General features: G+C 44.0%; 16 protein-coding genes and 1 pseudogene. 14 read left to right on the forward strand and 3 right to left on the reverse strand.

What is annotated here, in order from left to right:
* The first annotated feature begins 136 nt into the window (after window positions 1-136).
* The 9 genes from ACM0OY_RS19960 to ACM0OY_RS20000 all read left to right on the forward strand — a co-directional run bounded on the left by ACM0OY_RS19960 (window position 137) and on the right by ACM0OY_RS20000 (window position 15,964).
* Window positions 137-499: a response regulator transcription factor gene (locus ACM0OY_RS19960; protein ID WP_414570592.1), complete on the forward strand. Its 363-nt coding sequence runs from the start codon at window positions 137-139 to the stop codon at window positions 497-499.
* Window positions 500-513: 14 nt separating this feature from the next.
* On the forward strand, window positions 514-1,047 hold the full coding sequence (locus tag ACM0OY_RS19965; RefSeq protein ID WP_334836078.1) for a chemotaxis protein CheW: 534 nt from the start codon (window positions 514-516) through the stop codon (window positions 1,045-1,047).
* 69 nt (window positions 1,048-1,116) lie between these two features.
* Complete coding sequence (locus tag ACM0OY_RS19970; protein ID WP_414570594.1) at window positions 1,117-6,354, forward strand: GAF domain-containing protein; 5,238 nt, start codon at window positions 1,117-1,119, stop codon at window positions 6,352-6,354.
* A gap of 15 nt (window positions 6,355-6,369) precedes the next feature.
* A complete protein-coding gene (locus ACM0OY_RS19975) occupies window positions 6,370-9,531 on the forward strand; it encodes a response regulator (RefSeq protein ID WP_414570595.1) in 3,162 nt (1,053 codons plus the stop codon).
* Window positions 9,532-9,566: 35 nt separating this feature from the next.
* On the forward strand, window positions 9,567-9,944 hold the full coding sequence (locus ACM0OY_RS19980) for a four helix bundle protein (protein WP_414570596.1): 378 nt from the start codon (window positions 9,567-9,569) through the stop codon (window positions 9,942-9,944).
* 63 nt (window positions 9,945-10,007) lie between these two features.
* Window positions 10,008-11,033: a chemotaxis protein CheW gene (locus ACM0OY_RS19985; protein ID WP_414570597.1), complete on the forward strand. Its 1,026-nt coding sequence runs from the start codon at window positions 10,008-10,010 to the stop codon at window positions 11,031-11,033.
* Between the two features lie 29 nt (window positions 11,034-11,062).
* Entirely contained in the window at window positions 11,063-12,337 is a 1,275-nt protein-coding gene (locus tag ACM0OY_RS19990; RefSeq protein WP_414570599.1) for a GAF domain-containing protein, read from the forward strand.
* 158 nt (window positions 12,338-12,495) lie between these two features.
* Window positions 12,496-14,733 (forward strand): hypothetical protein, encoded by a 2,238-nt coding sequence (locus ACM0OY_RS19995; RefSeq protein ID WP_414570600.1) that lies wholly within the window; start codon window positions 12,496-12,498, stop codon window positions 14,731-14,733.
* 115 nt (window positions 14,734-14,848) lie between these two features.
* On the forward strand, window positions 14,849-15,964 hold the full coding sequence (locus ACM0OY_RS20000) for a hypothetical protein (protein ID WP_414570601.1): 1,116 nt from the start codon (window positions 14,849-14,851) through the stop codon (window positions 15,962-15,964).
* 34 nt (window positions 15,965-15,998) lie between these two features.
* Here ACM0OY_RS20000 and ACM0OY_RS20005 read toward each other — a convergent pair whose 3' ends face one another.
* Together ACM0OY_RS20005 and ACM0OY_RS20010 are read right to left on the reverse strand one after the other, a co-directional pair.
* Window positions 15,999-16,529 (reverse strand): DUF6022 family protein, encoded by a 531-nt coding sequence (locus tag ACM0OY_RS20005; protein ID WP_414570602.1) that lies wholly within the window; start codon window positions 16,527-16,529, stop codon window positions 15,999-16,001.
* A 75-nt stretch (window positions 16,530-16,604) separates the two neighbouring features.
* Window positions 16,605-16,973, reverse strand: coding sequence for a helix-turn-helix transcriptional regulator (locus tag ACM0OY_RS20010; protein WP_414570603.1), 369 nt, complete (start codon window positions 16,971-16,973; stop codon window positions 16,605-16,607).
* Between the two features lie 768 nt (window positions 16,974-17,741).
* Here ACM0OY_RS20010 and ACM0OY_RS20015 point away from each other — a divergent pair.
* Window positions 17,742-19,220 carry a CoA-acylating methylmalonate-semialdehyde dehydrogenase gene (locus ACM0OY_RS20015; RefSeq protein ID WP_414570604.1) on the forward strand — a complete coding sequence of 493 codons (1,479 nt, stop codon included), beginning with the start codon at window positions 17,742-17,744 and terminating at the stop codon, window positions 19,218-19,220.
* Window positions 19,221-19,274: 54 nt separating this feature from the next.
* Here ACM0OY_RS20015 and ACM0OY_RS20020 read toward each other — a convergent pair whose 3' ends face one another.
* Window positions 19,275-19,490, reverse strand: coding sequence for a hypothetical protein (locus ACM0OY_RS20020; protein ID WP_414570605.1), 216 nt, complete (start codon window positions 19,488-19,490; stop codon window positions 19,275-19,277).
* A gap of 35 nt (window positions 19,491-19,525) precedes the next feature.
* Between ACM0OY_RS20020 and ACM0OY_RS20025 the strand changes: the two are divergent.
* From ACM0OY_RS20025 to ACM0OY_RS20040, 4 genes and pseudogenes are all read left to right on the forward strand, one after another.
* A pseudogene (locus ACM0OY_RS20025) lies at window positions 19,526-19,711 on the forward strand (transposase); the annotation flags it as partial.
* A 323-nt stretch (window positions 19,712-20,034) separates the two neighbouring features.
* On the forward strand, window positions 20,035-20,397 hold the full coding sequence (locus tag ACM0OY_RS20030; protein ID WP_414570606.1) for a hypothetical protein: 363 nt from the start codon (window positions 20,035-20,037) through the stop codon (window positions 20,395-20,397).
* A gap of 552 nt (window positions 20,398-20,949) precedes the next feature.
* Window positions 20,950-22,182 (forward strand): YcaO-like family protein, encoded by a 1,233-nt coding sequence (locus ACM0OY_RS20035; protein WP_414570607.1) that lies wholly within the window; start codon window positions 20,950-20,952, stop codon window positions 22,180-22,182.
* Between the two features lie 127 nt (window positions 22,183-22,309).
* Window positions 22,310-23,998: a TfuA-like protein gene (locus ACM0OY_RS20040; RefSeq protein ID WP_414570608.1), complete on the forward strand. Its 1,689-nt coding sequence runs from the start codon at window positions 22,310-22,312 to the stop codon at window positions 23,996-23,998.
* The last annotated feature ends 6 nt before the right edge of the window (window positions 23,999-24,004 follow it).

Consider the following 24,004-nt stretch of genomic DNA (forward strand, 5'->3'; position numbering starts at 1 on the left):
CGCCCATTTTCAAAACAGCTATTCATGCCCAGTTTTGGCACAACCAAGTATGAAAATTCTTAAACCTCCTCCTGCCCTCTGCCTCCTGCCTTCTGCCTTATTTTCAAATTCTAAATTAAATAGTTAGGAAATAAAAATGAAAAAAGTTCTTTTAGTTGAAGATAGCCTCACAGAATCCGAAAGGATGACACGTTACCTGGAGCAAGGAGGATATTCAGTTTATGAAGTTCGCAGTGGTGAAGAGGCTCAACTTAGGTTGAAACAACAAAAACCTGACTTGATCTTACTGGATTTGATTTTGCCAGGTCAAAGTGGATTTGAGTTCTGCCGCAAGTTGAAAGCCGATCCGACAACAAAAGCAATCCCGGTAGTGATTTGCTCAACTAAAAACACAGATGTTGATAAAACTTGGGGCACTATGAGTGGTGCCGATGGCTATTTAGTCAAACCTGTAGATGAAAATACCTTGCTCCAGACTGTTAATAAATTTATTCGCTAAAGGAAACTGGGGCAATGGTACAAGTCAACGATAGCTTTTCTTCACTACCCATTAATAGCCAATTTCGACTTGAAAGCTCTGCCCAAGGAAACAACCAGAGGTTTTTAAGATTTCCGTTGAATGCAAAGGTGAATGGGTTACTCCCACTAGGTGATTTGCGAGGAGTAATTCACGTTGCACTCACAGAGATTTTACCAGTACCGCAGGTAGCAGAATTTTTGTTAGGCATCATGAATTGGCGGGGAGAAGCTATCTGGATTATTGATTTAGCAAATTTACTGGGAGCAACACACTGGTGTCGGCGAGAAAATGTCCGTAACTCTGGCATGGCGATGCTGGTTCAAGTCCAGAATCAAACTGTCGGGCTGTTGGTGGAGCAAGTCAACACCATTGAAGTTTATGACCCCCAAGAGCGATTAGCGATTTCGGCATCAATGTTGCCCGGCCGACTAAGCTCGTTCTTGCAGGGTTACTTTGTAGATTCTCAAGGTAGCCCTTTGATGTTACTTGACACCCATGTTGTGATTCAAGCCCTTCAGTCTCTTTAAAGTTTAGATCTCCGTTCTAGCTTCTACTTATTAACTCCGGCAATCTTAATAGCAAGAAAGATTATGGTAATGCAACACAATCTTACACCCAGCCAACCACACTCAACTTCCAGTAACGGTCATAAGGACACCGACAATGGCCATACCATTGGTTTACCTGGACAACAGCAAATCATCTCTACTCTAGAAGAATTGCGAACTGAACTGGATCAAGCTGATTGGGTGGAAACAGGGCCATTGCGAGACAGAATCCGCAAGCTAAAAGAACTGGTAAATGTGTTGCCATATCAAGACACACATGGATTAGAGGTAGAGCAAGTACAGGCGATCGCCAGCAAAATCCGCCAATTTTCCGATCTAGATACTTTGCTCGCCAATGCTGTAGCGGAGGTACAAACTGCGCTGCAAGCCGATCGCGTGGTGTTGTATGAGTTTACGAATCCGACGCTGGGGATAGTTGCTGCGGAGGCGATGAGGGATGGCTTTACTCCAATGCTGAAGGAAAAACTGCCCGCCGTCACTTTTGGGTTAGGTTCTGCCAAGGTTTATCAACAAGAAAAATTAGCAGCGATCGCCGATACTTATACTGCAAGCTTGTCTCCTTACCAAAAGCAGCTAATGGATCGGTTTCAGGTCAGAGCTTGTTTGAGCTTGCCAATCTTAACAAAAGATGGGGTTTGGGGTTTGTTGGTAGTGCAGCAATGCAATGCTGCTCGCCAGTGGCAGAATGCTGAAATTCAGTTACTAAAATCGATCGCGCAGGAATTAGAAGCGCAACTGCAAGTTGCCGTGATTCAGGCTACATTGCAACAAGAAGTGGAAAAAGACCAAATCCTTACTGGTGTAGCGAATAAAATTCTCCAGTCCAAAGATGTGGATACCATCTTTCGCGTTGCCACCCAAGAAGTGCGACAGTCACTAAAATGCGATCGCGTGGCAATTTATCGTTTCCAGGCAGATTGGAGTGGGGAATTTGTTGCTGAATCTGTTGGATCTGAGTGGGTTTCTCTGTTAGAAGAACAGCGAAACAATCCAGCAATTGTCAAGAACGTTAACTATTGCAGTGTTAGGAACTTTGCAGACGAAGGGGGATTAGCTGGGACAACAGGGCGATCGCACAGCGCAGATAGCTACATTCAGCACACCCAAGGCAAAACTTTCCATCGCGGACAGATTTATCGAGTCACGAATGATATCTACAGTACTGGTTTTTCTGACTGCTATATCAAAGTTTTAGAAGCCTATCAAGCCAAAGCATACATTATTGTTGCCATCTTCCAGGGAGAACAATTGTGGGGCTTGCTCGCTGCCTATCAAAATTCTCAGCCTCGTCAGTGGAAAGATAGTGAAGTTCGACTGATGGTGCAGGTTGCATCCCTAACTAGTATTGCTATTCAACAGTTGCAATATCAGCAACAACTTTATAACCGATCTGAGGAGTCAGCCAAACTTGTTGAACGAGAACGTACAGTTTTCGGCATCATTGAAAAGATTGGGCAAGCAATGGATCTTCGCAACCTTTTCCGCACTACAACCCAAGAATTGCGTCGATTTTTAAAATGCGATCGCGCAGTCGTTTATCAATTTTATCCAGACTGGAGTGGAGAAGTTATCGCTGAATCTGTGGCTGCGGGTTGGTCGTCACTGTTGGATATTCAGGAACAAGAAAGCATTTTAAAAACAGGCATGGTATCTTCAGAGCGTTGCCATGTTAAGGACTATGGCTCCCCTGGGAAACTTGATACCGATACATATCTCAAGGAAACGCAGGGTGGAATGTACGCCAAAGAAAGGCGCTTCCGCAAAGTTAACGATATTTATGCTGCTGGTTTTTCACCTTGCTATTTAGAAGCATTAGAGAAATTCCAAGCCAAAGCATACATTATTGTTCCCATCTTCCGCGCTGGTAATCTTTGGGGTTTGTTAGCAGCCTATCAAAATTCTGATGTTCGCAAATGGACTGAAGAAGAGACCGGTGCTTTGTTGCAGATCGGTGAATCGTTGAGTATTGCCCTCCAGCAAGCTGAATATATCGAACAGCTACGGTTAAAAAATATAGAAATGACCCAAGTAGCTGAAGTCGAAAACGCGATCGCCCGAATGGCGGAGAGAATGCGCCAGTCCCAACACCTAGAAACGCTCTACCGTACTACCTTGGCAGAATTGCGGCAGTTGTTCAAATGCGATCGCCTGGCAATATATCGCTTCAACTCTGACTGGAGTGGTGAATTTATTGCCGAATCTGTAGGAAATGACTGGATACCTCTAGTTGGCCCCGATGTCAAGAGCATCTGGCAAGATGAATACCTACAGCAAACCCAAGGCGGACGCTATCGCAACAATGAAACCCTTGCCGTCAATGACATTTACACTTCTGGTCATACCCAGTGCTACATTGACCTACTGGAGCAGTTTCAGGTTAAAGCCTACACCATCGCTCCCATTTTTACTGGAAACAAACTTTGGGGTTGGTTAGGAGCTTATCAGAATAGCGGGCCGCGACAGTGGAATTCCGATGAGGTGCGATTACTGAGCAAATTGGGCATTCAGTTGGGTTTGAGTGTGCAGCAAGCCGAGTACATCGAACAACTGAAAACCAAGAATGCAGAGTTGGCGCGAGCAGCAGAAGAAGAACAGGTGCTGACAGGGATGGTAGAAAAAATCCGTCAAGCCCAGGATACAGACACAATTTTCCGGAATTTGCTGCCAAGTTTACGCAAACAACTACAGTGCGATCGCCTAGCAGTATTTCGCTTTAGTTCCGACTGGAGTGTGGAGTTTATTGCCGAATCCGTAAAAAATCAATGGTTGTCTTTAGCTGGTTCTGAAATCAAAACGATTTGGATGGACGATCACTTGCAAGAAACTCAAGGCGGGCGCTATCGCAATCACGAAACCTTTGTTGTCAATGATATCTATACTGTTGGTCACGTTCAGTGCTACCTAGAGATATTAGAAAAAATTCAGGCCAAGGCTTACGCCCTCGCTCCGATCTTTATTGGCAGCAAACTCTGGGGCTTTTTAGGAGCATACCAAAATACTGACCCTCGGCAGTGGAAATCCAAGGATGTGCAACTGTTGCGAAAAGTAGCCGTGCAAATGGGTATAGGCTTGCAGCAGATTGAGTATGTCGAACAGCTCAAGAAGAAGAATGCAGAATTAGCGCGAACCGCAGAAGGTGAACGAGCGCTAACACGGCTGTCAGAAAAAATCCGCCAAGTTCAAGAGCTAGATACAATTTTCCGCAATGCCTTACCAGAATTGCGATCGCATTTGGAATGCGATCGGCTAGCAGTGTATCGTTTCAATCCAAATTGGGGTGGGGAGTTTATTGCCGAATCCGTAAGTCGTGAGTGGGTGGCTTTGGTTGGCCCCGATATTAAGACTGTATGGGAAGACGAACACCTACAACAAACCCAAGGTGGACGCTATCGGCACAACGAGACCTTTGTAATTAATGATGTTTACACTGCTGGTCATGCCCAGTGCCACTTGAAAATTCTAGAACAATTCCAGATTAGAGCCTATATCATCACCCCAATTATTGCCGGAAACAAGCTCTGGGGTTTGTTAGGAGCATATCAGAATGATGGACCGCGGCACTGGCAAGATAATGAAATCAACTTGGTAACGAAAATCGGCACACAGTTTGGGGTTGCAGTCCAGCAATCGCAATACTTACAACAAACCCTAAGCAAGAATGAGGAACTGATAAAACTGGCAGAACGGGAAGTAGCAAACGCCCGATTTTCCTATCGCCTGCCAAGTCGGTTAACAGAGATGGCCCAAAGTCATGGTGATGTTCTGGAATTTGTTCAATTTGCAACCCACGAACTTCGTCAACTGCTCAAAGTAGATCGAGTTGGAGTTTACCGTTTTGAGCATGATTGGTCTGGAGAATTTGTAGTTGAGTCTGTAACTGGGGATTGGTCCAAGCTTGTAGGAACTAGCCTTGCCAAAGTTAGAGATACCTATCTCCAGTACAACAAAGGAGGGCGTTATGCCCGCAAAGAAAGTTTGCGGGTTGACAATATATATAGTGTCGGTCATGACGAATGTCACATTCAATTGTTAGAAACGTGGGGAACTAAAGCCTACATGATTGCTCCGATTTTCCAAGAAGATCGGCTATGGGGGCTGATGGGAGTTTATCAAAATAGCGCACCGCGCCAGTGGGAGCAATCCGAGGAGGATGTTCTCAACCAAGCTAGCGTCCAGATTGGTATTGCCCTCAATCTTGCAGAGTACCTACAACAGGTGCGGACTCAAGAGCAGCAACTAGCAGAAGCAGCAGAGCGCGAACGCACCGCGCGGGAAAAACTGCAACAAGGAGCAATACGCGTTCTCATGGCTTTGGAACCATCCTTCAGGGGCGATCTCACCGTTCGCGCTCCCTTATCTGAAGATGAGATTGGCACGATCGCTGATGGTTACAACACTACGATCCAAAGTTTGCGAGATTTAGTCCGACAAGTGCAGATTGCTGCCAGCAGGGTGAGTGAAACTTCCAGCAATAACACTACCTCAGTAGTAAAACTATCTGACCAAGCTCAACAGCAGGTAGAACGGCTCGAACACGCTCAGGAACAATTACAAATGATGGTAACTTCCACCCAGGTAGTTGCTGCTGATGCCCAAAAAGTAGGGCAAGCGGTTCAAGAAGCTAATAAAACCGTCCAAGCTGGCGATTCCCTGATGGAAAGAACCGTAGATGGCATTTTGGAGATTCGGGAAACTGTGTCCGAAACAGCGAAGAAGATTAAGCGCCTCGGTGAAGCTTCTCAGAAAATCTCGAAAGTAGTAAGTTTGATTGAAAACTTTGCCACTCAAACTAATTTGCTGGCGCTCAATGCTGCGATCGAGGCTACCCGTGCCGGAGAGTATGGCAAAGGCTTCGCGGTGGTTGCAGATGAAGTTCGTTCTCTGGCTTATCAGTCGGCTAGTGCAACCACAGAAATTGAGCGACTCGTGCAAGAAATTCAAAGTGGCACCAACGAAGTTACCGAAGCAATGGAAGTAGGGATTACCCAAGTTGTCCAAGGCTCGAACTTGATCGATGAGACTCGTCATTCCCTGAGTGCGATCGTGGCAGCCACCAACCAAATTGGTGGACTGGTGCAAGGAATTACTCAAGCAGTTTCCACTCAAAGTCAGCAATCTCAGCTATTGACAGAAGCGATGGTAGATGTTTCGGCGATCGCTCGCAAGACTTCACAAACTACCATCCACATTTCCGAGTCTTTTGAGGAACTGCTGATGACTTCACAACAACTGGAAACCAGCGTTAGCCAGTTCAAAGTTGACTAATCTCCCAAAACTGCTATGAACCCCGATCCCAGTAATCAAGAGCAGCTAGAGCAGGCTTTTCTTGCTGAAGCAGCAGAGTTGTTGCAAACCATTGAGCAGAGTCTTATCGGTCTACTTGATGAAAAAACAGTAGAAAGAGTTCACGCCTTGATGCGAAGCGCCCATACTCTTAAAGGGAGTGCTGCCAGCGTTGGACAGGAAACGATTAAGACAATTGCCCATCATTTGGAAGATGTATTCCAAGCGTTATATGCTCCAGAACTGGAAATCGATCCAGAATTGGGTGCTTTGCTTCTCGATGCTTATGAGTGCCTGCGAACTCCATTGAGTGCAACCTTGATGGGCTTAACCTGCAATGAGGCAGAAATACTCGATCGAACTGCCTCAATCTTCGCCCAACTCCAACATAAACTAGGCGACTTTTTTGGTCGTGAGGCTCCGCTTCCCAGTTCGGAAGAACTTGGCTTTGATGTGGTAGAGTCAATCTTTTCCGGGAGTGTACTCCAGGATCTGCAACAGCTGGAAGCTGACATTCAAAGCCAAGATCCGCAACAAATTCAAATAACACTCAACTCCCAAGCAGAATTTTTTGCCGAACTAGCAGCATCTTATAGCTTATCTGGATTGGAAGAAATTGCCCTGGGTACGCTAAATGCACTAAACCAGCATCCAGACAAAGTACTGCAAATCGCCCAGGTGGCTTTAGAAAATTTTAAAGCGGCTCAAGCAGCAGTACTTGCTGGCGATCGCACTCAAGGCGGAGAAATATCTCCACAATTGCGAGAATGGGCAGGACTAACTACTCCTGTCCCAGAAGCGCAAAAGCAGCCAGTTTCCGTAGCTGCCCCACCAACACAAACGACTACAACTGAAAATCAGCCATCCCCCCTCCTCAGTGCCAGCGAAGCCGAATCAATTTGGTCGTTTTTCCCGAAACGAACCGATAACTCTGTAGCGAAAGCACCGGAGGTACTGGAACCAATTTCTCAGGATGCGGTAGTAGCTCCTTCTGCCATAGATCGGATTTTACAATCAATCTGGATAGGAGATCCACAGACATCCTGCCGATACACAGACTCAGAACGGCCCGCTTCTCCACCACCAGCACCAAGCCTCCAGGCTCAGTCATCAGCATCACTTCCCAGTATCCGAGTAGCGATAGAACAACTCGATCGCCTCAGCCATACAATTGGGGAATTGCTAATCAACGAAAACCAACAAAACCTGCAATCGAACCACATCCAGAAAGCAGCTCAAGACACTTTAGTACAGTTTTTGTACTGTCAACAACAACTTAGTAAAGTTTCTACTTGGTCGGATCGACATTTTCTGCTTCCCGAACGCAAGCAGCGACACATGCATGTATCTCCACGCTCAGTTATCCCTGCTTCCCCAACTAGCGAGGCACAATCTAAATTTGATGCCTTAGAAATCGATACCTATAGCGAGTTGCACATTCTCCTGCAAAATCTTACAGAAGACATGGTGCAATTGGGAGAACGGATTGAGGCTTTTAATGGCTTAGTTCAGCAATCTCGCTTTAGTCTCGGAAAGCGCAAGCAACTGCTTTCAGGAGCGCAGGAAGATTTGCTGCAAGCCCGAATGGTTCCACTGGGAACAGTGTTGAATCGATTTCCCCGGCTGCTGCAACAGATGGTAGCGACTTATCATAAGCCTGTTGAACTCAAGCTTACTGGTACGAAAGTACTAGTAGATAAAGCCATTTCCGAGCAGCTGTACGATCCCTTGCTGCACATGATTCGCAATGCCTTCGATCACGGCATCGAACCGATAGAAACCCGTCGGCAGCAGGGTAAACCAGAAACCGGAACAATTACAATTCAAGCCTATCATCAAGGCAACCGCACTACTATTGAGGTACGGGATGATGGTCGAGGCTTTAACTGGGAATCAATTCGTCAGCGAGCTATAGAAAAACACCTGCTGACTTCAGAACAAGCCGCCTATGCCTGTGAAGACCAACTGTCAGAGTTATTATTTGAACCAGGCTTTTCTACCGCCAACCAAATTGGTGAGTTATCTGGCCGTGGTATCGGCTTAGATGTCGTTCGCACTCAATTACAAGCTTTACAAGGTTCGATTGTGGTGCGATCGCTTTCAGGGCAGGGAACCACCTTCATCCTGCAATTGCCTCTGAGCTTGACAACAGCACGCTTGCTTGTTTGTCAATCCCAAGGTATTACTTATGCCCTGCTGTCTGAAGGAATCAGCCAGGTTTTATTACCGCACCCAGAGCAGATTCAAGTCCAGCAATCTTTACACGGGCAAGGCATCCAAAAATTCTGGCAGTGGGGAGAAGGGCAAAGTCAGCAACTAGTTCCCATCCGTCCACTTGCCAATTTGCTGGATTACAAATATCCTTTATTCACCCAAGACCACAATTTAACTCTAAGTCCTTTTCCAGTCAAACAACGGAACACCATCGAACCTCTGCTACTGTTGCAAACAGAGCATCAATACCTGTGTTTGCAAGTCGAGCAGATTTTAGTCGAGCAGGAATTAGTAATTAAATCCCTCGGCAACATCGTGACTTTACCTAGTTACATCCAAGGCTACAGTGTGTTGGGAAATGGTAGCCTCACCTTAACTGTTGACCCGTTGGAGTTAGTCCGTCAAAACTGGGAGACAGATATGATGCCGTCTTCCCCGGCATCAAGTCTTGCAACTAAACTATTGCCCGCGTCTGAGCCTGTTCTTACTCTAGAGGGGCAACAATCCGAGCTAACTATAATACAACCGCAGCAACAGCCAATGGAAATCAATACAGCCGTTGCTCAACCTAAGCAACTGACGGTGTTAGTGGTGGAAGATTCGGTTGTACAAAGGCAAAGTTTGGTGCAGACGCTCCAGAAAGCCGGTTATCAAGTGTTGCAAGCAGGCGATGGTCGAGAGGCGATCGCGCAAATGGTTCAACACAGGGATGTTGGTTTAGTGATTTGTGACATTGAAATGCCGAGTATGAATGGATTTGAGTTTTTAGAACACCATCGCCAAGACGAGCGTTTGTCGGGGATTCCTGTGGTGATGCTGACTACTCGTAGCGGACAGAAGCACCGCCAATTAGCTTTAGCTCTAGGGGCGAAAGCTTACCTGACTAAACCCTATTCAGAACAAAACTTCCTAGCTACCATCGCTGAACTCGTTCATAGCCCTTAGGGGTAAGGGGGAAAGGGTAAGGGGGAAGGGAAGGAATGGAAAGGAAAAAAATAGAAACTTTTGAGGATTTAAAAGTATGGCAAAAAGGTATTGACTTAGTTAAACAAATATACTTAAGGACTAAGGAAGGTGAACTAAGTAAAAACTTTGGTTTAAGAGATCAGTTAAGACGTGCAACTGTATCAATACCTACAAATATTGCAGAAGGATTTGAACGATATTCTCGCAAAGAATACTTAAACTTTCTAAATATTGCTAAAGGGTCTGCTGGCGAAGTTCGCAGTCTTTTAAAAGTAGCGTTAGAAGTGGGCTATCTAGACCAACCAACTTATACACAACTTTCTAATCAAGCTATGGAGTTGAGCCGTATGCTATCTAATCAAATTCAATCTATAAATCAGTCATTAAAATAATAAAACCTTTACCCTTTTCCCCTTCCCCTTTCTTCATGAATTACGAATTACGAATTAGTATTTATGCTCAACACTCCCTTTCCGTTTAAGCGATTATCTGGCGCTGTGAGCGATCGCGACTCACTACGAGTCGTTGTTTTTGCGATCGCAGACTATTTATTTGCTCTGCCAGTTGGTGCAGTTCTCAAGGTGATTCCTTGTCCTCCTATTAGCAGTACGGTTGAAAGTGGTATTGGGATGGTTGATTTGGGAACGCAAACGATCGCGATTGTGGACTTGCGCCAGAAGTTCATTCCGCAAGTACAAGCCCAACAGGGGCATCAAGTTCTCTCTTCGGTTGACGCTTCAGGGCGCTTCTTACTTCTAACTCAAACCCGGACTGGAGAGATTTGTGGCATTCCTGTGGACAAGCCCCCTGCTTTAATCGATATTCCTTTGGAAGTTGTGCGTTTAGTGCCGTGGTCTTATCGGCAAGTGGCGGAGTTAAACTGTATTAGCCACATGGCTGTCTTGTCTGTAGCACCAAACGAGGAACCACTCAAAGTCCTGCTTCTAGGCATGAACCAGATATTGGCTGATAGGTTGGGGTTGCCCGGAACAACCCAGCCATTGGCTCCTGGGTTAGCATCATGCGAACAACGGCAAAGATTTCTGCGTTTTTCCTTGGGGAATCAAGGAAGTGGATTACTACCATTCCACTCAGTACTGGACATTATTCATGTCGGTAGCCAAGAAATTTCCCCAGCCCCGGCCTTACCAAGTTGGATTTTAGGTTTCTATAATTGGCAAGGACAGATGCTGCGACTGGTTGACTTAGAATATTTGCTTGGTTATGCACCGCTTCTGAAGCGGCAATCACGACCAGAAAAGCCGATGGTTCTGGTTGTTGAACTGCAAAATCAGGTAGTCGGATTTTTGGTCGCTCATGTCTACGATGTAGAGTGGCAGGATTTACAGCAAACACAATCAGCACCAACCGACTTTTCCCCAAACAAACTACTAAATTTTGTTCGAGGTATTCTGCCAGGCGATCGCTGGATTTTAGACACCAGAGCCATCGCCCAGACATTGCAATGGCAAACCCACTGATTTAACTTGATGCTGCCAAGGAGTTTTCCGTGACGATCGCAACCTTAAACCCTAATTCTGAAACCCAGCCTGTTGACAATCAAATCCAAATAGAAGAAATTTTGGCTAATGTGGCTGTACTCAAAGCAGTCTTTCTATCTGCTAAGGGGCCAAAGGTCGCTCAATTGCAGCAGAAAGTGAGTCAAATCGAAGCTTTTATCCAAGCTTTGGCTAAGGATTCGCCCAATGACAATGATGACAATGTTCAAGGGGCTTTTCAGATCCAGCGAGAACAACTTGCGGCAATCGACCGACAGATGCAGCAGGCAAAAGGTCAAACTGCACTTTTGGAGGTTACAGTCACCGGCCTTCGAGATATTCTCAACGCCGATCGCATCCTGATTTATCGTTTTGAGGAAGATAATCGCAGTCGGGCGATCACTGAAGCGACACAAGCGGGTTGGACATCCCTGCTCAACCAATCCCTACCGATAAATTTGTTTGTTACTACCGATGGCGGTGACAGACAAAACTTGCTCAAGAACCTAACTGAAGTATTAGAACTAACTGGGCGCCAACAGCAATTTTGGCAACGCTTTCAGGTGCAAGCTAGCTTGTGCTTGCCCTTGATTGTCAAACAACAGCTTTGGGGTTTTTTAGTTATTCATCATTGCCTTGCACCCCGACAATGGCAGGAAGCAGAGCGTAGTTTGCTGCAACAAGTAGGAATGATGTTGACAATTAACTTGCAGTGGGCTGAAATAGTAGCTCCACCTGTTCAACAGCTGTCATCGCCTCCCCAAAAGGCTGAATCCTGCGATCGCTCAGAGTTACTAGTGCCATTTCAGCAGGTGAGCCAGGTTGTACAAGAAGGAGCAAGAATCGCCGAGCTTGCCAACGAGCATTTAATGTGTATTCAAGATACTGTTGCTGTTACTAATAAACAGCTGCAATACCTTGGTGAGTTTTGCCAGCAAGCTTCTAGTTTTGTTCGCCTTGTGGAAGGCTTGAGTACCAAAATTCAAGTTTTGTCTCTGAATACAGCCATCGAAGCAACAAAAACTAGCGAGCAGGAGCAAGGTTTACTAGCTGCTGCCGAACAGGTGGAAATTCTCGCCCGTCAAGCCCGCGAAAGCACGCTAAATATAGAGGAATGGTTTCAAGAACTCCAGGTGGCAGCAGCAGATGTTAGTTCTGCTGTCGAACCGTGCGATCGCCAAATCAGTGCTGGGCTGGAGTCAATCGCGCAAATCCAGGAGCAATTTAGAGTGATCGCCCAGATCGCTGCTTGTACCCTCAAACCAATAGACCTCTTGCAAAAGTAACTTTTGCAAGAGGGGGGAAAGGGAAAAGGTTAAAGGGAAAAGGGTTTTTATGAGCCGCTTTCCCCTTTACCCCTTACCCTTTTCCCCACTTCTGCAAGAAGTCTAATGTCGAAGCCATAGAATTGCCACAAACCCCATAGAAACTGAGAGTTGTGTTCATGAGTACCGATTTTGTCCCCCAACCGCAGAACGACGATCACTTTCTAGAAGAAGCGATCGATCTGTTACTGTTCTTGGAACAGGAGTTGCCTAACTATACAAAAGACAGTAACCCTGGTACAGCTTTGGCTCTCATGGAAGCTGCTCGCTCTCTGCATTCGATTGCCATAGCAGCCGAGCTAGATGCCATTGCCATAGTTGCGGCTGCATTAGGGGAGATTTTTCAGCTTTTGTACCAGTATCGGGCAACTATCAACGCCCCAATCGCCTCTCTGTTGTCGGAAGGATTAGATTGCTTACAGATGCTGTTGATGGCATTTTTAACAGCCTCGAAAATTGAGGAAGTAGAAATTCTGGAGCGCATGTCTGCCATTGTTGCTCGTCTACAAGCAGAGTTTGGCGATCGCCAACAAAGCGTCATCCCCCAGGAAACAAACCTTGATATGTCGGTAGATCAACCAGTCATCGAGTTTGGCGATCGCTTGGCCAAGATAGAATCTTCTGCATCTCTACCAGAGCAAGTTATCAAGGAAAACCTGGACGAGGAACTAATAGGTGAAACTAGCTTCGCCGAGTCTGGCAGCCTTTGTCACGTAGATACCAAGCAGCTTCCCGCTAAGGTAGGGGAACTAGCAAACCTTAAGGAGTATGAGGAAGGAGATTCTCATGCTTGGTTGGGGGATTTTTCCCAACCTACTGAAGCATCCCTAGTTAAATCTTTTCCTCTTCACCATACACTCTCTTTGCAAGAATCCATTCCTACCATTCTTGCAGCAAGTATTCCAGCCGCCACACCCATCAATATTAAGCATCTCGAACAACTAAACGCGCTGGTTACAACATTACTAACTACCTATAATCAACAAGCTTGTCAGGAAGAACAACAGCAACATACCATCGGGCAATTGCTCCGACAAGTTAAACGATTACAACACCTGCTGGATAACCTACAGGAATGGTCAGGACGTTTAGTAGCAATTTCAGATAACCTTTCTCCTCTAGCTGCTTCTCGCTCTCAGCAATTGTACAGTACTCTTCAATCTGTTTTGGCCCAAGCGTCTCAAGTGGAATCAACTGTTCATTCCCTTAATAACAATCATCGCCAACTCAAACAAGAACTCATACAGCAGGAAAAGTTGGTTAACAGTTCTGCCAATTTAGTCAAAACAGTTACAACTATTTCTTTAAAAGTAGCCTTAGAACCATTGCATCGGCTTTGGTCTCAGTTACAAGCTCTACAAGATAAGTCTGCTACACTACGTTTACAAATTAGCGATATCCAAGTCGATCGGGCGTTTAGCGATCGCCTCCGTGCCCTCCTATTGCATATAAGTTGCTATTTACTAGAGCAAAGTATTGAGTCTTGCCAAACACGCCAACAACTAAGTAAAAATAGCAACGGTATCATCGAAATTCAAGTTTACCAGCAGGGAAATCAACTGATTATTGATGGCTGTGACGATGGCGCAGGACTTAACTTATCTCAAATTTATCAACCGGCTTTAGCCCAAGGACTCGCCCTTACAAAACCAGGAGATATCTTACAAGCAACTCAACTGAGTGAACTGGTACTTGAACCAGAGGTTTCATCTGTTTTATGCGATCGTGCTGCCTTAGAGTTAGGAGTAGAATTAACTGAAGTTTGTAAACAATTAACAGCTATTCGAGGAACAATAATATTAAAATCTAAAGTTGGACATGGTACAGCCTTCTCGCTCCAAATTCCCCTCGATCAAAAAATTGCTCAACTTATCGTCTGTCAAGCTAACTCCAGAGTCTATACATTTGTTGCCGATTCTGTAGAGCAGATTTGTCTATCCCAGTCCGAACAAATTATCCAAACTCAAGCGGGACGCATGTTATTTTTGCAGTCATCTGGCAGATCCAGTGGCTTCCTTGGTTGTGCTGATGAGGATCTAAGAACAGAAATGCTCGTTCCTATCCACTTATTGACTGATGTGCTGATTTGTCCTAACCACCTTCCCACCCCAGTTAACACTTACAGTATAGATACACTAAATGCTTTCAAGCAGGATAAGCCGTTATTAATATTTCGTTACTTAGACAAACGATGTGCTTTAGAAGTAGATTGCATCATCAGCAAGCAATCCTCTGCGATTCATCCTCTGGGGGAAACAATCCCAGTTGCTCCTTATATCCAAGGAACTAGCATTCTTGCCAATGGGCAACTTAGTCTGGTTTTGGATGGTCAGCTTCTGACAAAATCTCTAACTTGAACCATACCCGAGAGGTTAAGGTAATTGCACATTTGTCAAGAGGATGCGGGAAAAGCCACTCCATCTAGATTCCTTAACTGCTGACATTCAATGCGCTGTAGCTAGACGGAGGAAAATGGCTAAAAATTCTCTAGAAATTAGAAGAAAAAAATACTTCCATCTCAGTTCACAAATTGCTCAGTTGGATAATGCACAATTGCTTTCTTTGTTTAACAATAGTCAGTCAGATGAGTCGAGTACAGGTTGGGGAAGAAATCACACCATCACTCTAGGAGAATCCCAGGTTTTTGTGAAACTTATTCCTATGACAGAAATCGAGTTTTACAACCTCTTCTCTACCAAAAACCTCTATAACTTGCCAACTTACTGTAATTACGGCTTCGGTTCCACTGGTTTTGGGGTCTTCCGGGAACTCGTGACCCATATCAAGACAACCAACTGGGTATTAGAAGGTGAAATTGCTACTTTGCCCCTGATGTACCATTATCGGATTATTCCTTTCTCTGGGCAGCGTGCTGATGTAGACATAGAGCATCATAAACGTTACGTCGAGTACTGGGGCAATAGTGAAAACGCCGGAAAATATTTATTAGATAGAGCAAATGCCGACTATGAATTAGTTCTGTTTCTAGAATACATTCCCCATGTTCTGGAAACATGGCTACTCTTAAACCCCGACAAACTTCAGCAACCCTTAGATGAGTTACGTACAACGATTGACTTTTTGAGGATTAAGGGAATTATCCACTTCGACGCACACTTTCGCAATGTTCTCACTGACGGCGGGCAGATTTATTTAAGCGATTTTGGGTTGGTGTTGGACAAGAGTTTCGCGTTGACGAAAGTAGAAGAGTCTTTCTTTGAGCAAAACAAATTTTACGATTATGGCGAAGTTCTGAGGAATCTGGGGCACTTAATTCGCGCACCTTATGATTCATGTTCAGAAAATGCTCAACGCAGAATCAGAGAAAAATATAGCATTAAAGAAAGCTTAAAACCTTATGAACAGCGCTCAATATTACTCGACAACATCGAACAAATATATACTGACGGCGATATCAAGTTAAATGATTTCTATGTTGCCAGCATCGTTAAATACCGTAGCATCATTGCGCTGATGCAAAACTTCTTTTCTGCGATGTGGGATAACAAAAACAAGGATACGAAATTTCCGCACGCAGAATTAGAGCGGCTGCTCAAAGAGACTGGATTTATCCCTAGTGCTGAATAACACGGCGGATAGTTCTCTTTTAATTTTGAGAACTTCAATTTTGACTTTGCAAATATTCTTCATATTCAATCTTGAATTCGCGTGCATTCTTGAAATCAGTAGAAAACTGCGAAAGCGCGTCTAAAACAGCATCTTTATCTGTTTGGGCTAAAGCGATAATTCCGGGCTTTTGAAGAATGCGAAACTGGTTGTGGTCGTGAAAAGTAATTGTGACAATTGTTCCTAGAGAATCTCCTTCTATTGACTTGATAGTACTCCACATCCAACGCTGTTGGTTTGTTTCTTCACGATTACCCCATTCTCTAGATATGCTAAAATCACCAGGAAATCTCGGGTTTGGATATAATCCAACCTGTTTTAGCTGCATATGAATGGAGCGGAAAAGGAAATTTAAATAAGCTCCATAAGCCATATCTCCTGCTTTGGTAAATGCACGCAGTAATTTATCATTATGCTTTTGAATTAAGGTTTCCCAATTGACAGCTATGTGAGCTTCAATGTATTTACCAATTGTAAAAATATCGTTTTTTTGGTTAGCTGATAAAAATTCTGTTAATGATTCCATTTATAGGGACCTCCCGATTGTGTTGCATCTTAATTTTCGTGGATAAAGAATGGTAGATATTGTAAAAAATTGACCTTAATCGGGTAATACAATATGGCAGGGATGAAAACCTCGGTGTTTGATATAGTCACTAGGAGTGCAGAGAGCTAAACTGCGAAAGTCGTGAATAAAATGTGCTTGGTCAAAGTAGCCGCAAGTGAAAGCGATATCAGTCCAGTCAGCGTGTGTTTTTCCAGCTAATAGAGAAAGAACTCTTCGCAAGCGTTGAATGCGACAAAATAGCTTGGGTGTTAATCCCACACAGTTGCTGAATAACTCTCCAAAATAACGGGGACTAATACCAATTTGGTTTGTAATTTCTTTAATGGTAGGTGGCTGTAACTTTGCAAACTGATGTAATGCAAAATCAACAACTGGATATTGTTGGGATGATTGCATCATCATACTTAGGAGATAATTTTCTAAGATGCGGAAGCGAGTTTCTTATTTGGAAACTTTAAGCAGCTTTTCTTGCAATTGGTAAGCGCGATCGCTCCATAATTCATCGAGTGAGATTACCCGATTATGTAATTCTTTGATGGGAAGCTGAAAAAATGGGACACTTTAATGGTAAAAAAGAACGGTCTCGTAATTTGATTAAGACCGTCATAATAATGCTGGCATCATTCTACCAAAACTTCTTAGAAAAATACTTGAATAAAGCGAGGAACTGGTCGGTTCGATTCGCAATAAGCAGGCATCTTATCGGCGAGGTTTACGGGCTATGACGCTTATACAGCAAGCACTTTAGCTCGATTGTCGCCCCTTGAATTTGAGGACATTGACCCGCAAAAGTTTGGTCAGTTAATTGCAGTTGCTACTGATTGCGTGCAGTGGATGGGGTGAAAAGTTGAGGTTGCAACAGCGATCGCATCGTTGCTCGTGACACCTTCAGCTAGCGTAGGTCAAACTTCTGGTTGCGTGTCTGTTGTGGGCAACTAGTAAATTTGACGCAATTCTTCAATTGTGCCGACTATTTCCGGATTGATGGCTGGAAAGGTTCTTTTGACTTTCCCATATTCTTAATTTTAGAAAAGCAATAAAAATAGAGGTCGCGTTGTTTCTCTAGAAAACCCTAAGTATACCCTTCGTTTGCAGCTTTATTTCTCTGTGCTACTCCAGATTCTTGAGGGCATACAATATAGTCACATAGCTGGAGTTCCATAAATGCCTATGAATGCTATTCCTGTGTTACCCAACTATATCAATGGTGAGTGGTATACATCTAATACAACACAATACTTAGATGTAGTTAATCCAGCTACAGCAGAAATACTAGCTCATGTGCCTTTATCACCAGCATCTGAAGTAAATCAAGCATCCCTCGCAGCTGCTGAGGCTTTTGTGACTTGGCGACGCACTCCGGCAACCGAGCGAGTCCAGTATTTATTTAAACTTAAGAATCTACTCGAAGAACATTTGGAGGATTTAGCACGTACCATTACCCTAGAATGTGGTAAAACTTTGGCTGAGTCAAAGGGTGAGATGCGTCGCGCTATAGAAAATGTAGAAGTTGCCTGTGGCATCCCCATGATTATGCAGGGAACTAACCTAGAGGATATTGCTAGGGGCATTGATGAAATGATGATTCGCCAACCTTTGGGAGTAGCAGCAGTAATTTGTCCTTTTAATTTTCCTGGGATGATTCCTTTTTGGTTTCTACCTTACGCGATCGCCTGCGGTAATACATACATTGTCAAGCCTTCAGAGAAAGTTCCATTGACAATGCAAAAAATTTTTCAATTGTTAGAAAAAACTGGCTTACCTAAAGGAGTAATCAATTTAGTCAATGGTGCTAAAGAAGCCGTAGATGCAATTTTAGAACAACCACAAATTCGAGCAATTAGCTTTGTTGGCTCGACAACCGTAGCTAAATATATATATAGTCGAGCCGCAGCCAATGGCAAACGAGTTCAATGTCAAGGAGGAGCAAAAAATCCGATTATTGTCTTGCCAGATGCAGACATAGAAATGACAACTCGGATTGCTGCTGAGAGTGCTTTTGGCTGTGCAGGACAACGCTGTTTAGCGGCCTCAATAGCGGTCACAGTCGGAGAAGCAAGGCACACATTTACAGAAGCAATCGCTGAAATAGCCACAAAACGGTTAGTGGGTAATGGTTTAGATGAGGGTGTAGAAATGGGCCCTGTCATCAGTTCTTTCAGTAAAGAGCGAATTGAAAGATTAATTGAACAAGGTGCTGCTCAAGGAGCAAAGTTGTTGATTGATGGACGAAATCCACAGATTACTGGTTATGAGCAAGGTAATTTTATCCGTCCTACAATTCTAGAAAACATTAATCCAGCAGATGAAATTGCCCGCACAGAAATTTTTGGTCCAGTGTTGAGCTTAATAAATGTAGATAATATTGACGAGGCGATCGCTTTGGTCAATAGTGGTCAATATGGCAACATGGCTTGTTTATTTACCAGTAATGGTGCAGCCGCGAGAAAGTTTCGTTATGAAGCCGAAGCTGGTAATATCGGCATTAATATTGGTGTTGCTGCTCCAATGGCATTTTTCCCTTTTAGCGGTTGGAAAGACAGCTTTTTTGGTGATTTACATGGGCAAAGCCATCACGCAGTCGAGTTTTTCACCCAAACCAAAGTTATTATTGAACGTTGGCCAAATGAATGGTCGCGTCAATTTTAAGTCAAGCGTGCGCTCGTAATCTACTTAACAATGAAGGTATCAGAATACCGTTAATCAATCAAGTAAAAGCCTGGTTTGGCGTTGATCTAATTCACTTACCGATGCCATCAAATTAGATGGCAAGCGAAGATTGCACTCAACAATCCATTCAAACTGCTCTTTTGACATCCCTGGCGTCACCATTGAAATCAGGAGGTTTCTAATCAGTTCTTCAGCGTTGCTGCTCTCTAGAGCGTGTACTGCTGCATTGAGTTGCTCAGCAGTAAACACTGCCCCAAACTCTGCTATTTCTTGAGCATCCGCAGGTAGTTCTGCGACCAGAACAAACCAAGGGTTTTGTGCTGCTCAAAAAACGTTGGGTCATGGAGCGGACTTTTGGTTGGTTAATGGGATGTCGGCGATTGGTTAGAGACTATGAATTATTGCCTGAAACATCGGAGACATTTATCTACCTTGCTATCATCCGTATTATGGTAAGGCGACTGGCATAACATTTAACTTCTCAAAACTTTTCAAACAGCCTCTAAGGTTCAAGAGCACTATTTTGTCAATTTCAATGTTCTTTTTTGTATTGTAAAATACAAAATTAATGTTTTATTAGTTACAAAATTTCACCAAAACGATCTAGACACTAGAGCATTTTTTAAGCAATTATTGTATTGACCAATACTAAAACTTAAGTTATATAACTATTCTGTTGCCTAGCGGTTTAAGAATAATACTTCTGAAGTCGATCGCTTAGCTTCAGATTTAGTTATCTATTTCGAGATGCCAAAGTATAAAGCCAAGTATCTTATCTTAAGGAGAGTTTAAAATGTCTCAGCAAAGTTTTGTCGAATACTACGAAAATTTTTTAGCGGAACCAGGCAATTCTCAGTTGCGTGAGGCTTTGGATGCTACTGAAGCAGGCGAGTTTGCAAGAATCGCTGTTGAACAAGGCCAGTCTAACGGTTTTGATTTTAACGCTGACGACGTGAAATCTGTAATGATTTCCGCCGAAAGAAAGGTTCTAGGTTTGTCAACTGCTTCTCCATCTGTGAATATCCGGTCTATTAATAGCGTTAACGGTATTAAAGCAAGACCAGCTAACCGAGAATTGTCAGAAGATGAGTTAGAAAGTGTAGCTGGTGGACTAGCTTCATCCACAGTTAAAGAGACAGTTATGTGTTGCTGGTAGCCTTAGTTTCAGGCTTGCAGTATCACTACGAATGAACGTTGTGGCTGAGGGCGTTGCTAAATAAAAATATGTTTTAGGCTGACAAAAGGACAGAATAATATTTGAGATAGTGCAGTAACATCAAAGAGAATTTCTCAGTATTTTTTGCCTTTGAAATAGCACAGTGTTTTCTGATAGTGACGAGCCAAATGTCTCATATGAGTATTTGTGTTCTCAGTTTACCTCGGCATAATATATGTCCGATCAGCAATTTGATGGCTATCAGCATTCACCTCAATTCATATTAATATTTTCATGCAACGCCTACCAGAGAAACAAAATCTTAAGGCACTTCCAAAGAAAGAAATGGAGATGCCTAAGTTTTATTTTGTAAATCAGCATTAACAACACCAGTCTGATAAAAAGTTAGTTTTAAATTCATCTTTTTTTCTGCAACGCTAACCTTTTACTAGAATGGTTTTGATATCGCAATTTTCCAAAGCACTAGTCAAAACTTAATATACTGCGTGCTTAATACGACATATTATAAACCACTGAAATGCATTAAATTGCGTGTACTTATTATTACTCACAGTAATGGTAGGAGAACGAAACAAGCGAATGTGGCAAAATCTGAATGCTCCTAAGCTGAATCTTAATGGCACGTTTCGGACTGAAGAACCCAATTCTACTTGGGAGAAGCTACAAGAACTTCTGAGTGTTTTTGGCATCACGCGTGTTGCAGACATTACTGGCCTTGACTGCATTGGTATTCCTGTCGCTCAAGCAATCCGTCCTAACGGAAAAGCCTTTTCTGGTTCTCAAGGCAAGGGAATTTCCCTTCTGCTGGCGATGATCTCGGCGGCGATGGAATCTGTGGAGTCTTATCATGCAGAAAATCTCCCAGAACCGGAGATGGTTGCCTCCTATAAAGAAGTCTGCCGACATCATCAGGCAATCGATCCTAGTCTTTTAGAGCCAGGTAAGCGATCGCAGTCTTATCATCCCGATCGGCCGTTAGATTGGATTTGTGGAACCGATCTATTTACGGGGGAACCTGTTTACGTACCGCAGGCATATCTTGATTTAGACACCACAACTGAAAAACGCGATACTCATCTTTTCAGCACTTCTAGCAATGGACTAGCATCAGGAAACCATTTATTAGAAGCGATCGCTCATGGATTGTTTGAAGTCATTGAACGCGAAGCTGAGTGGCGTTGGTGGCGTTTTCCTCTGGAGGAACGGATTAACTGCTTGGTTGATAGTCAAACCATCCAGTCTCCTTTGCTGCAATCTTTACTCCATCAAGTTAAACTTGCCGGCGCGACAGGCGTGATTACTGACTTAACCTCGACTATCGGGATACCTACTTATAAATGCTTGATTAGTGACACCGAAAACTGGCATGGACGACCCACAGCAGCAGGCTGGGGATGCCACAGTTCCAAAGAAATAGCCTTAGCACGGGCGATTACTGAAGCCGCTCAGTCACGAGTAACGGTTATTGCAGGTAGTCGAGATGACATTCATCCAGATAGTTATGCCCTTGGACGCATCAGAATGCCAGGTAGCCCAGTGATGAAGTCTAGCAGCAAAAGACCGATCGCCACCCTGATTGATTTTGAAACTCAGCCTGAGCTTGCCTTTACTCCAACCTTTGCAGAAGAAATTCAACAAATTCTTGATTGTCTGAGTAATCAGGGATTTAAGCAAGCTGTCTTCGTCAATCATACGCGACCGGAGTATGACATTCCAGTAGTGCATGTCATTGTGCCGGGTATGCATCTCCCTTCATCTTTGTAAAATTTAACTAAATTTGGGGGTTTAAGTCCCCTGCCTAATTACGGCAGCAGGTTTTGTGTCGGAGTTTAAATCCCCGTCACAAAACATAATTACGAATTACGAATTACGAATTACGAATTATTTTAATATGCACTCGAATTCTTTGGAACCTAGTCAAATTCTCATCTTTCTTGGCCCTACGCTATCTGTTAGCCAAGCCAGTCAAATTTTACCGGCCCGTTATCTTGCTCCTGTGCGTTGTGGCGATATTCTTGCCTGTCTGCGGTTACAGCCGCGTGTAATTGCCATTATTGACGGTTTTTTTGACCAAAGCGCTTCAGTTTGGCATAAGGAGATTCTCTGGGCATTAGAAGCAGGCGTACGAGTATTTGGGGCCAGTAGCATGGGCGCACTCCGAGCCGCCGAACTGGAAGCCTTTGGCATGGAGGGATTTGGAGCTATTTTTACAGCCTACCGAGACGGACGGTACATCGGGGATGATGAAGTGGCGATTTTACATAGCAACCCTGAATCCCAGTTCCAACCCTTGACTGATGCCTTAGTAAACATCCGCGCCACAGTTAACTTGGCGGTAGATAAAAACATTATTGATGTGGCGATCGCTAATTTAATTATCAATTGTGCCAAACGGCAGTTCTTCACTCAACGACATTTGAGCCAAGCAGTGGCTGATGCCGAGGCGCGGGGGGGCGATGGCAAAGTTTTAGCCCAGTTTTGGGATTTTGTGCAAAATGGCGGCTATGTGGATCAAAAACAGCTAGATGCTGTTGGGCTGCTGAAACATGTGGCGGCTATGGTTGGAGAAAGCGATCGCACTGCTGCTAATAACCAGGTAAAGTTTCAACTCAACAAGTCCATTTTCATCGAGGAACTTCAGGCTAGAGTTGCTATCCGTCCATTACGGACAACATATTCCTGGTTGCCTCTGGCTGAAAAAGTATCCCAGGAAGCTAGATTTTTAGGTAGGGTTTATATTCAATTGCGTAATTTTGCTGGGCTACTGCGTTGGTGTGATGCTGTAGCCCAACAAAAGAACCTGCAACCCTCCGAAGCTGATTTAGCTGACGTTTACAATTCTCAAATATTGGGTTCGAGTTCTCTTAATGAACTAGAGTTAGAGCCAGCCCTAGTTGAACGTTTGGGTCGCATTCAGGCATTACTCAAACTTCATAGCGGACATGATGCCTTTGCCAAACAGGTGGAACAACTGCATCAATTCATCCTGACGATTGTTGGTAAAGATATCTCCTGGGCGAAGGAAGAGAGTAGTGCCGAACAAATAACAGTTAGCGAATTAGCGAGTTGCGAACGTAGGTTATACCGTCAGGTTGCTATCCTTTGGGCTTTAGCCCAACAGACAAACAGCCAATCTGAAGCGAGTTTAAGAATTAGTATTACTCAAAAAATTACGCAACACTTTTTCCAAGCAAGGGGAGTTACTAACGAGGCTGAATTTCCAGCTTGGCTATCAAGCAACTCCTTCACTGAAGCTGAATTTTATCAGATGATGGAAGCGATCGCGCGGCTAGAGGGATTTGTGAATGTACCCCGATGGTGGGGGCGAGGTATGAGCAACTATTTTTCAGTCACTGAGTGCTTTCTTCCCGATGCCTTAAGGCTGTCTGGATTTTATTCAATTTTAAGCAAAATAATTCAGTCGGCTGAACAAACACAAACCGATCCTTGGGAAGCTGAACTGAGAAACTGGCTTCAGGGAAATGCCTTTCCACAGGAATGTAACATTACCCAAGTGGCTTTTTGGCTAGATTTTAGCGAACCAGAAGAATTTGTGAAAAAACTGCAAACACGCCTGTAAATAAAG

It is taken from the genome of Nostoc sp. CCY 9925, from assembly GCF_963920935.1.
In the GTDB taxonomy this organism is placed as follows: Bacteria; Cyanobacteriota; Cyanobacteriia; order Cyanobacteriales; family Nostocaceae; genus Nostoc.

Excerpts from the sequence above, each read along its gene's own strand:
- ACM0OY_RS19960 (WP_414570592.1), top strand. The coding sequence starts at position 137 with ATGAAAAAAGTTCTTTTAGTTGAAGATAGCCTCACAGAATCCGAAAGG.
- ACM0OY_RS19965 (WP_334836078.1), top strand. The coding sequence starts at position 514 with ATGGTACAAGTCAACGATAGCTTTTCTTCACTACCCATTAATAGCCAA.
- ACM0OY_RS19970 (WP_414570594.1), top strand. The coding sequence starts at position 1,117 with ATGCAACACAATCTTACACCCAGCCAACCACACTCAACTTCCAGTAAC.
- ACM0OY_RS19975 (WP_414570595.1), top strand. The coding sequence starts at position 6,370 with ATGAACCCCGATCCCAGTAATCAAGAGCAGCTAGAGCAGGCTTTTCTT.
- ACM0OY_RS19980 (WP_414570596.1), top strand. The coding sequence starts at position 9,567 with ATGGAAAGGAAAAAAATAGAAACTTTTGAGGATTTAAAAGTATGGCAA.
- ACM0OY_RS19985 (WP_414570597.1), top strand. The coding sequence starts at position 10,008 with ATGCTCAACACTCCCTTTCCGTTTAAGCGATTATCTGGCGCTGTGAGC.
- ACM0OY_RS19995 (WP_414570600.1), top strand. The coding sequence starts at position 12,496 with ATGAGTACCGATTTTGTCCCCCAACCGCAGAACGACGATCACTTTCTA.
- ACM0OY_RS20000 (WP_414570601.1), top strand. The coding sequence starts at position 14,849 with ATGGCTAAAAATTCTCTAGAAATTAGAAGAAAAAAATACTTCCATCTC.
- ACM0OY_RS20005 (WP_414570602.1), bottom strand. The coding sequence starts at position 16,529 with ATGGAATCATTAACAGAATTTTTATCAGCTAACCAAAAAAACGATATT.
- ACM0OY_RS20010 (WP_414570603.1), bottom strand. The coding sequence starts at position 16,973 with ATGATGATGCAATCATCCCAACAATATCCAGTTGTTGATTTTGCATTA.
- ACM0OY_RS20015 (WP_414570604.1), top strand. The coding sequence starts at position 17,742 with ATGAATGCTATTCCTGTGTTACCCAACTATATCAATGGTGAGTGGTAT.
- ACM0OY_RS20030 (WP_414570606.1), top strand. The coding sequence starts at position 20,035 with ATGTCTCAGCAAAGTTTTGTCGAATACTACGAAAATTTTTTAGCGGAA.
- ACM0OY_RS20040 (WP_414570608.1), top strand. The coding sequence starts at position 22,310 with ATGCACTCGAATTCTTTGGAACCTAGTCAAATTCTCATCTTTCTTGGC.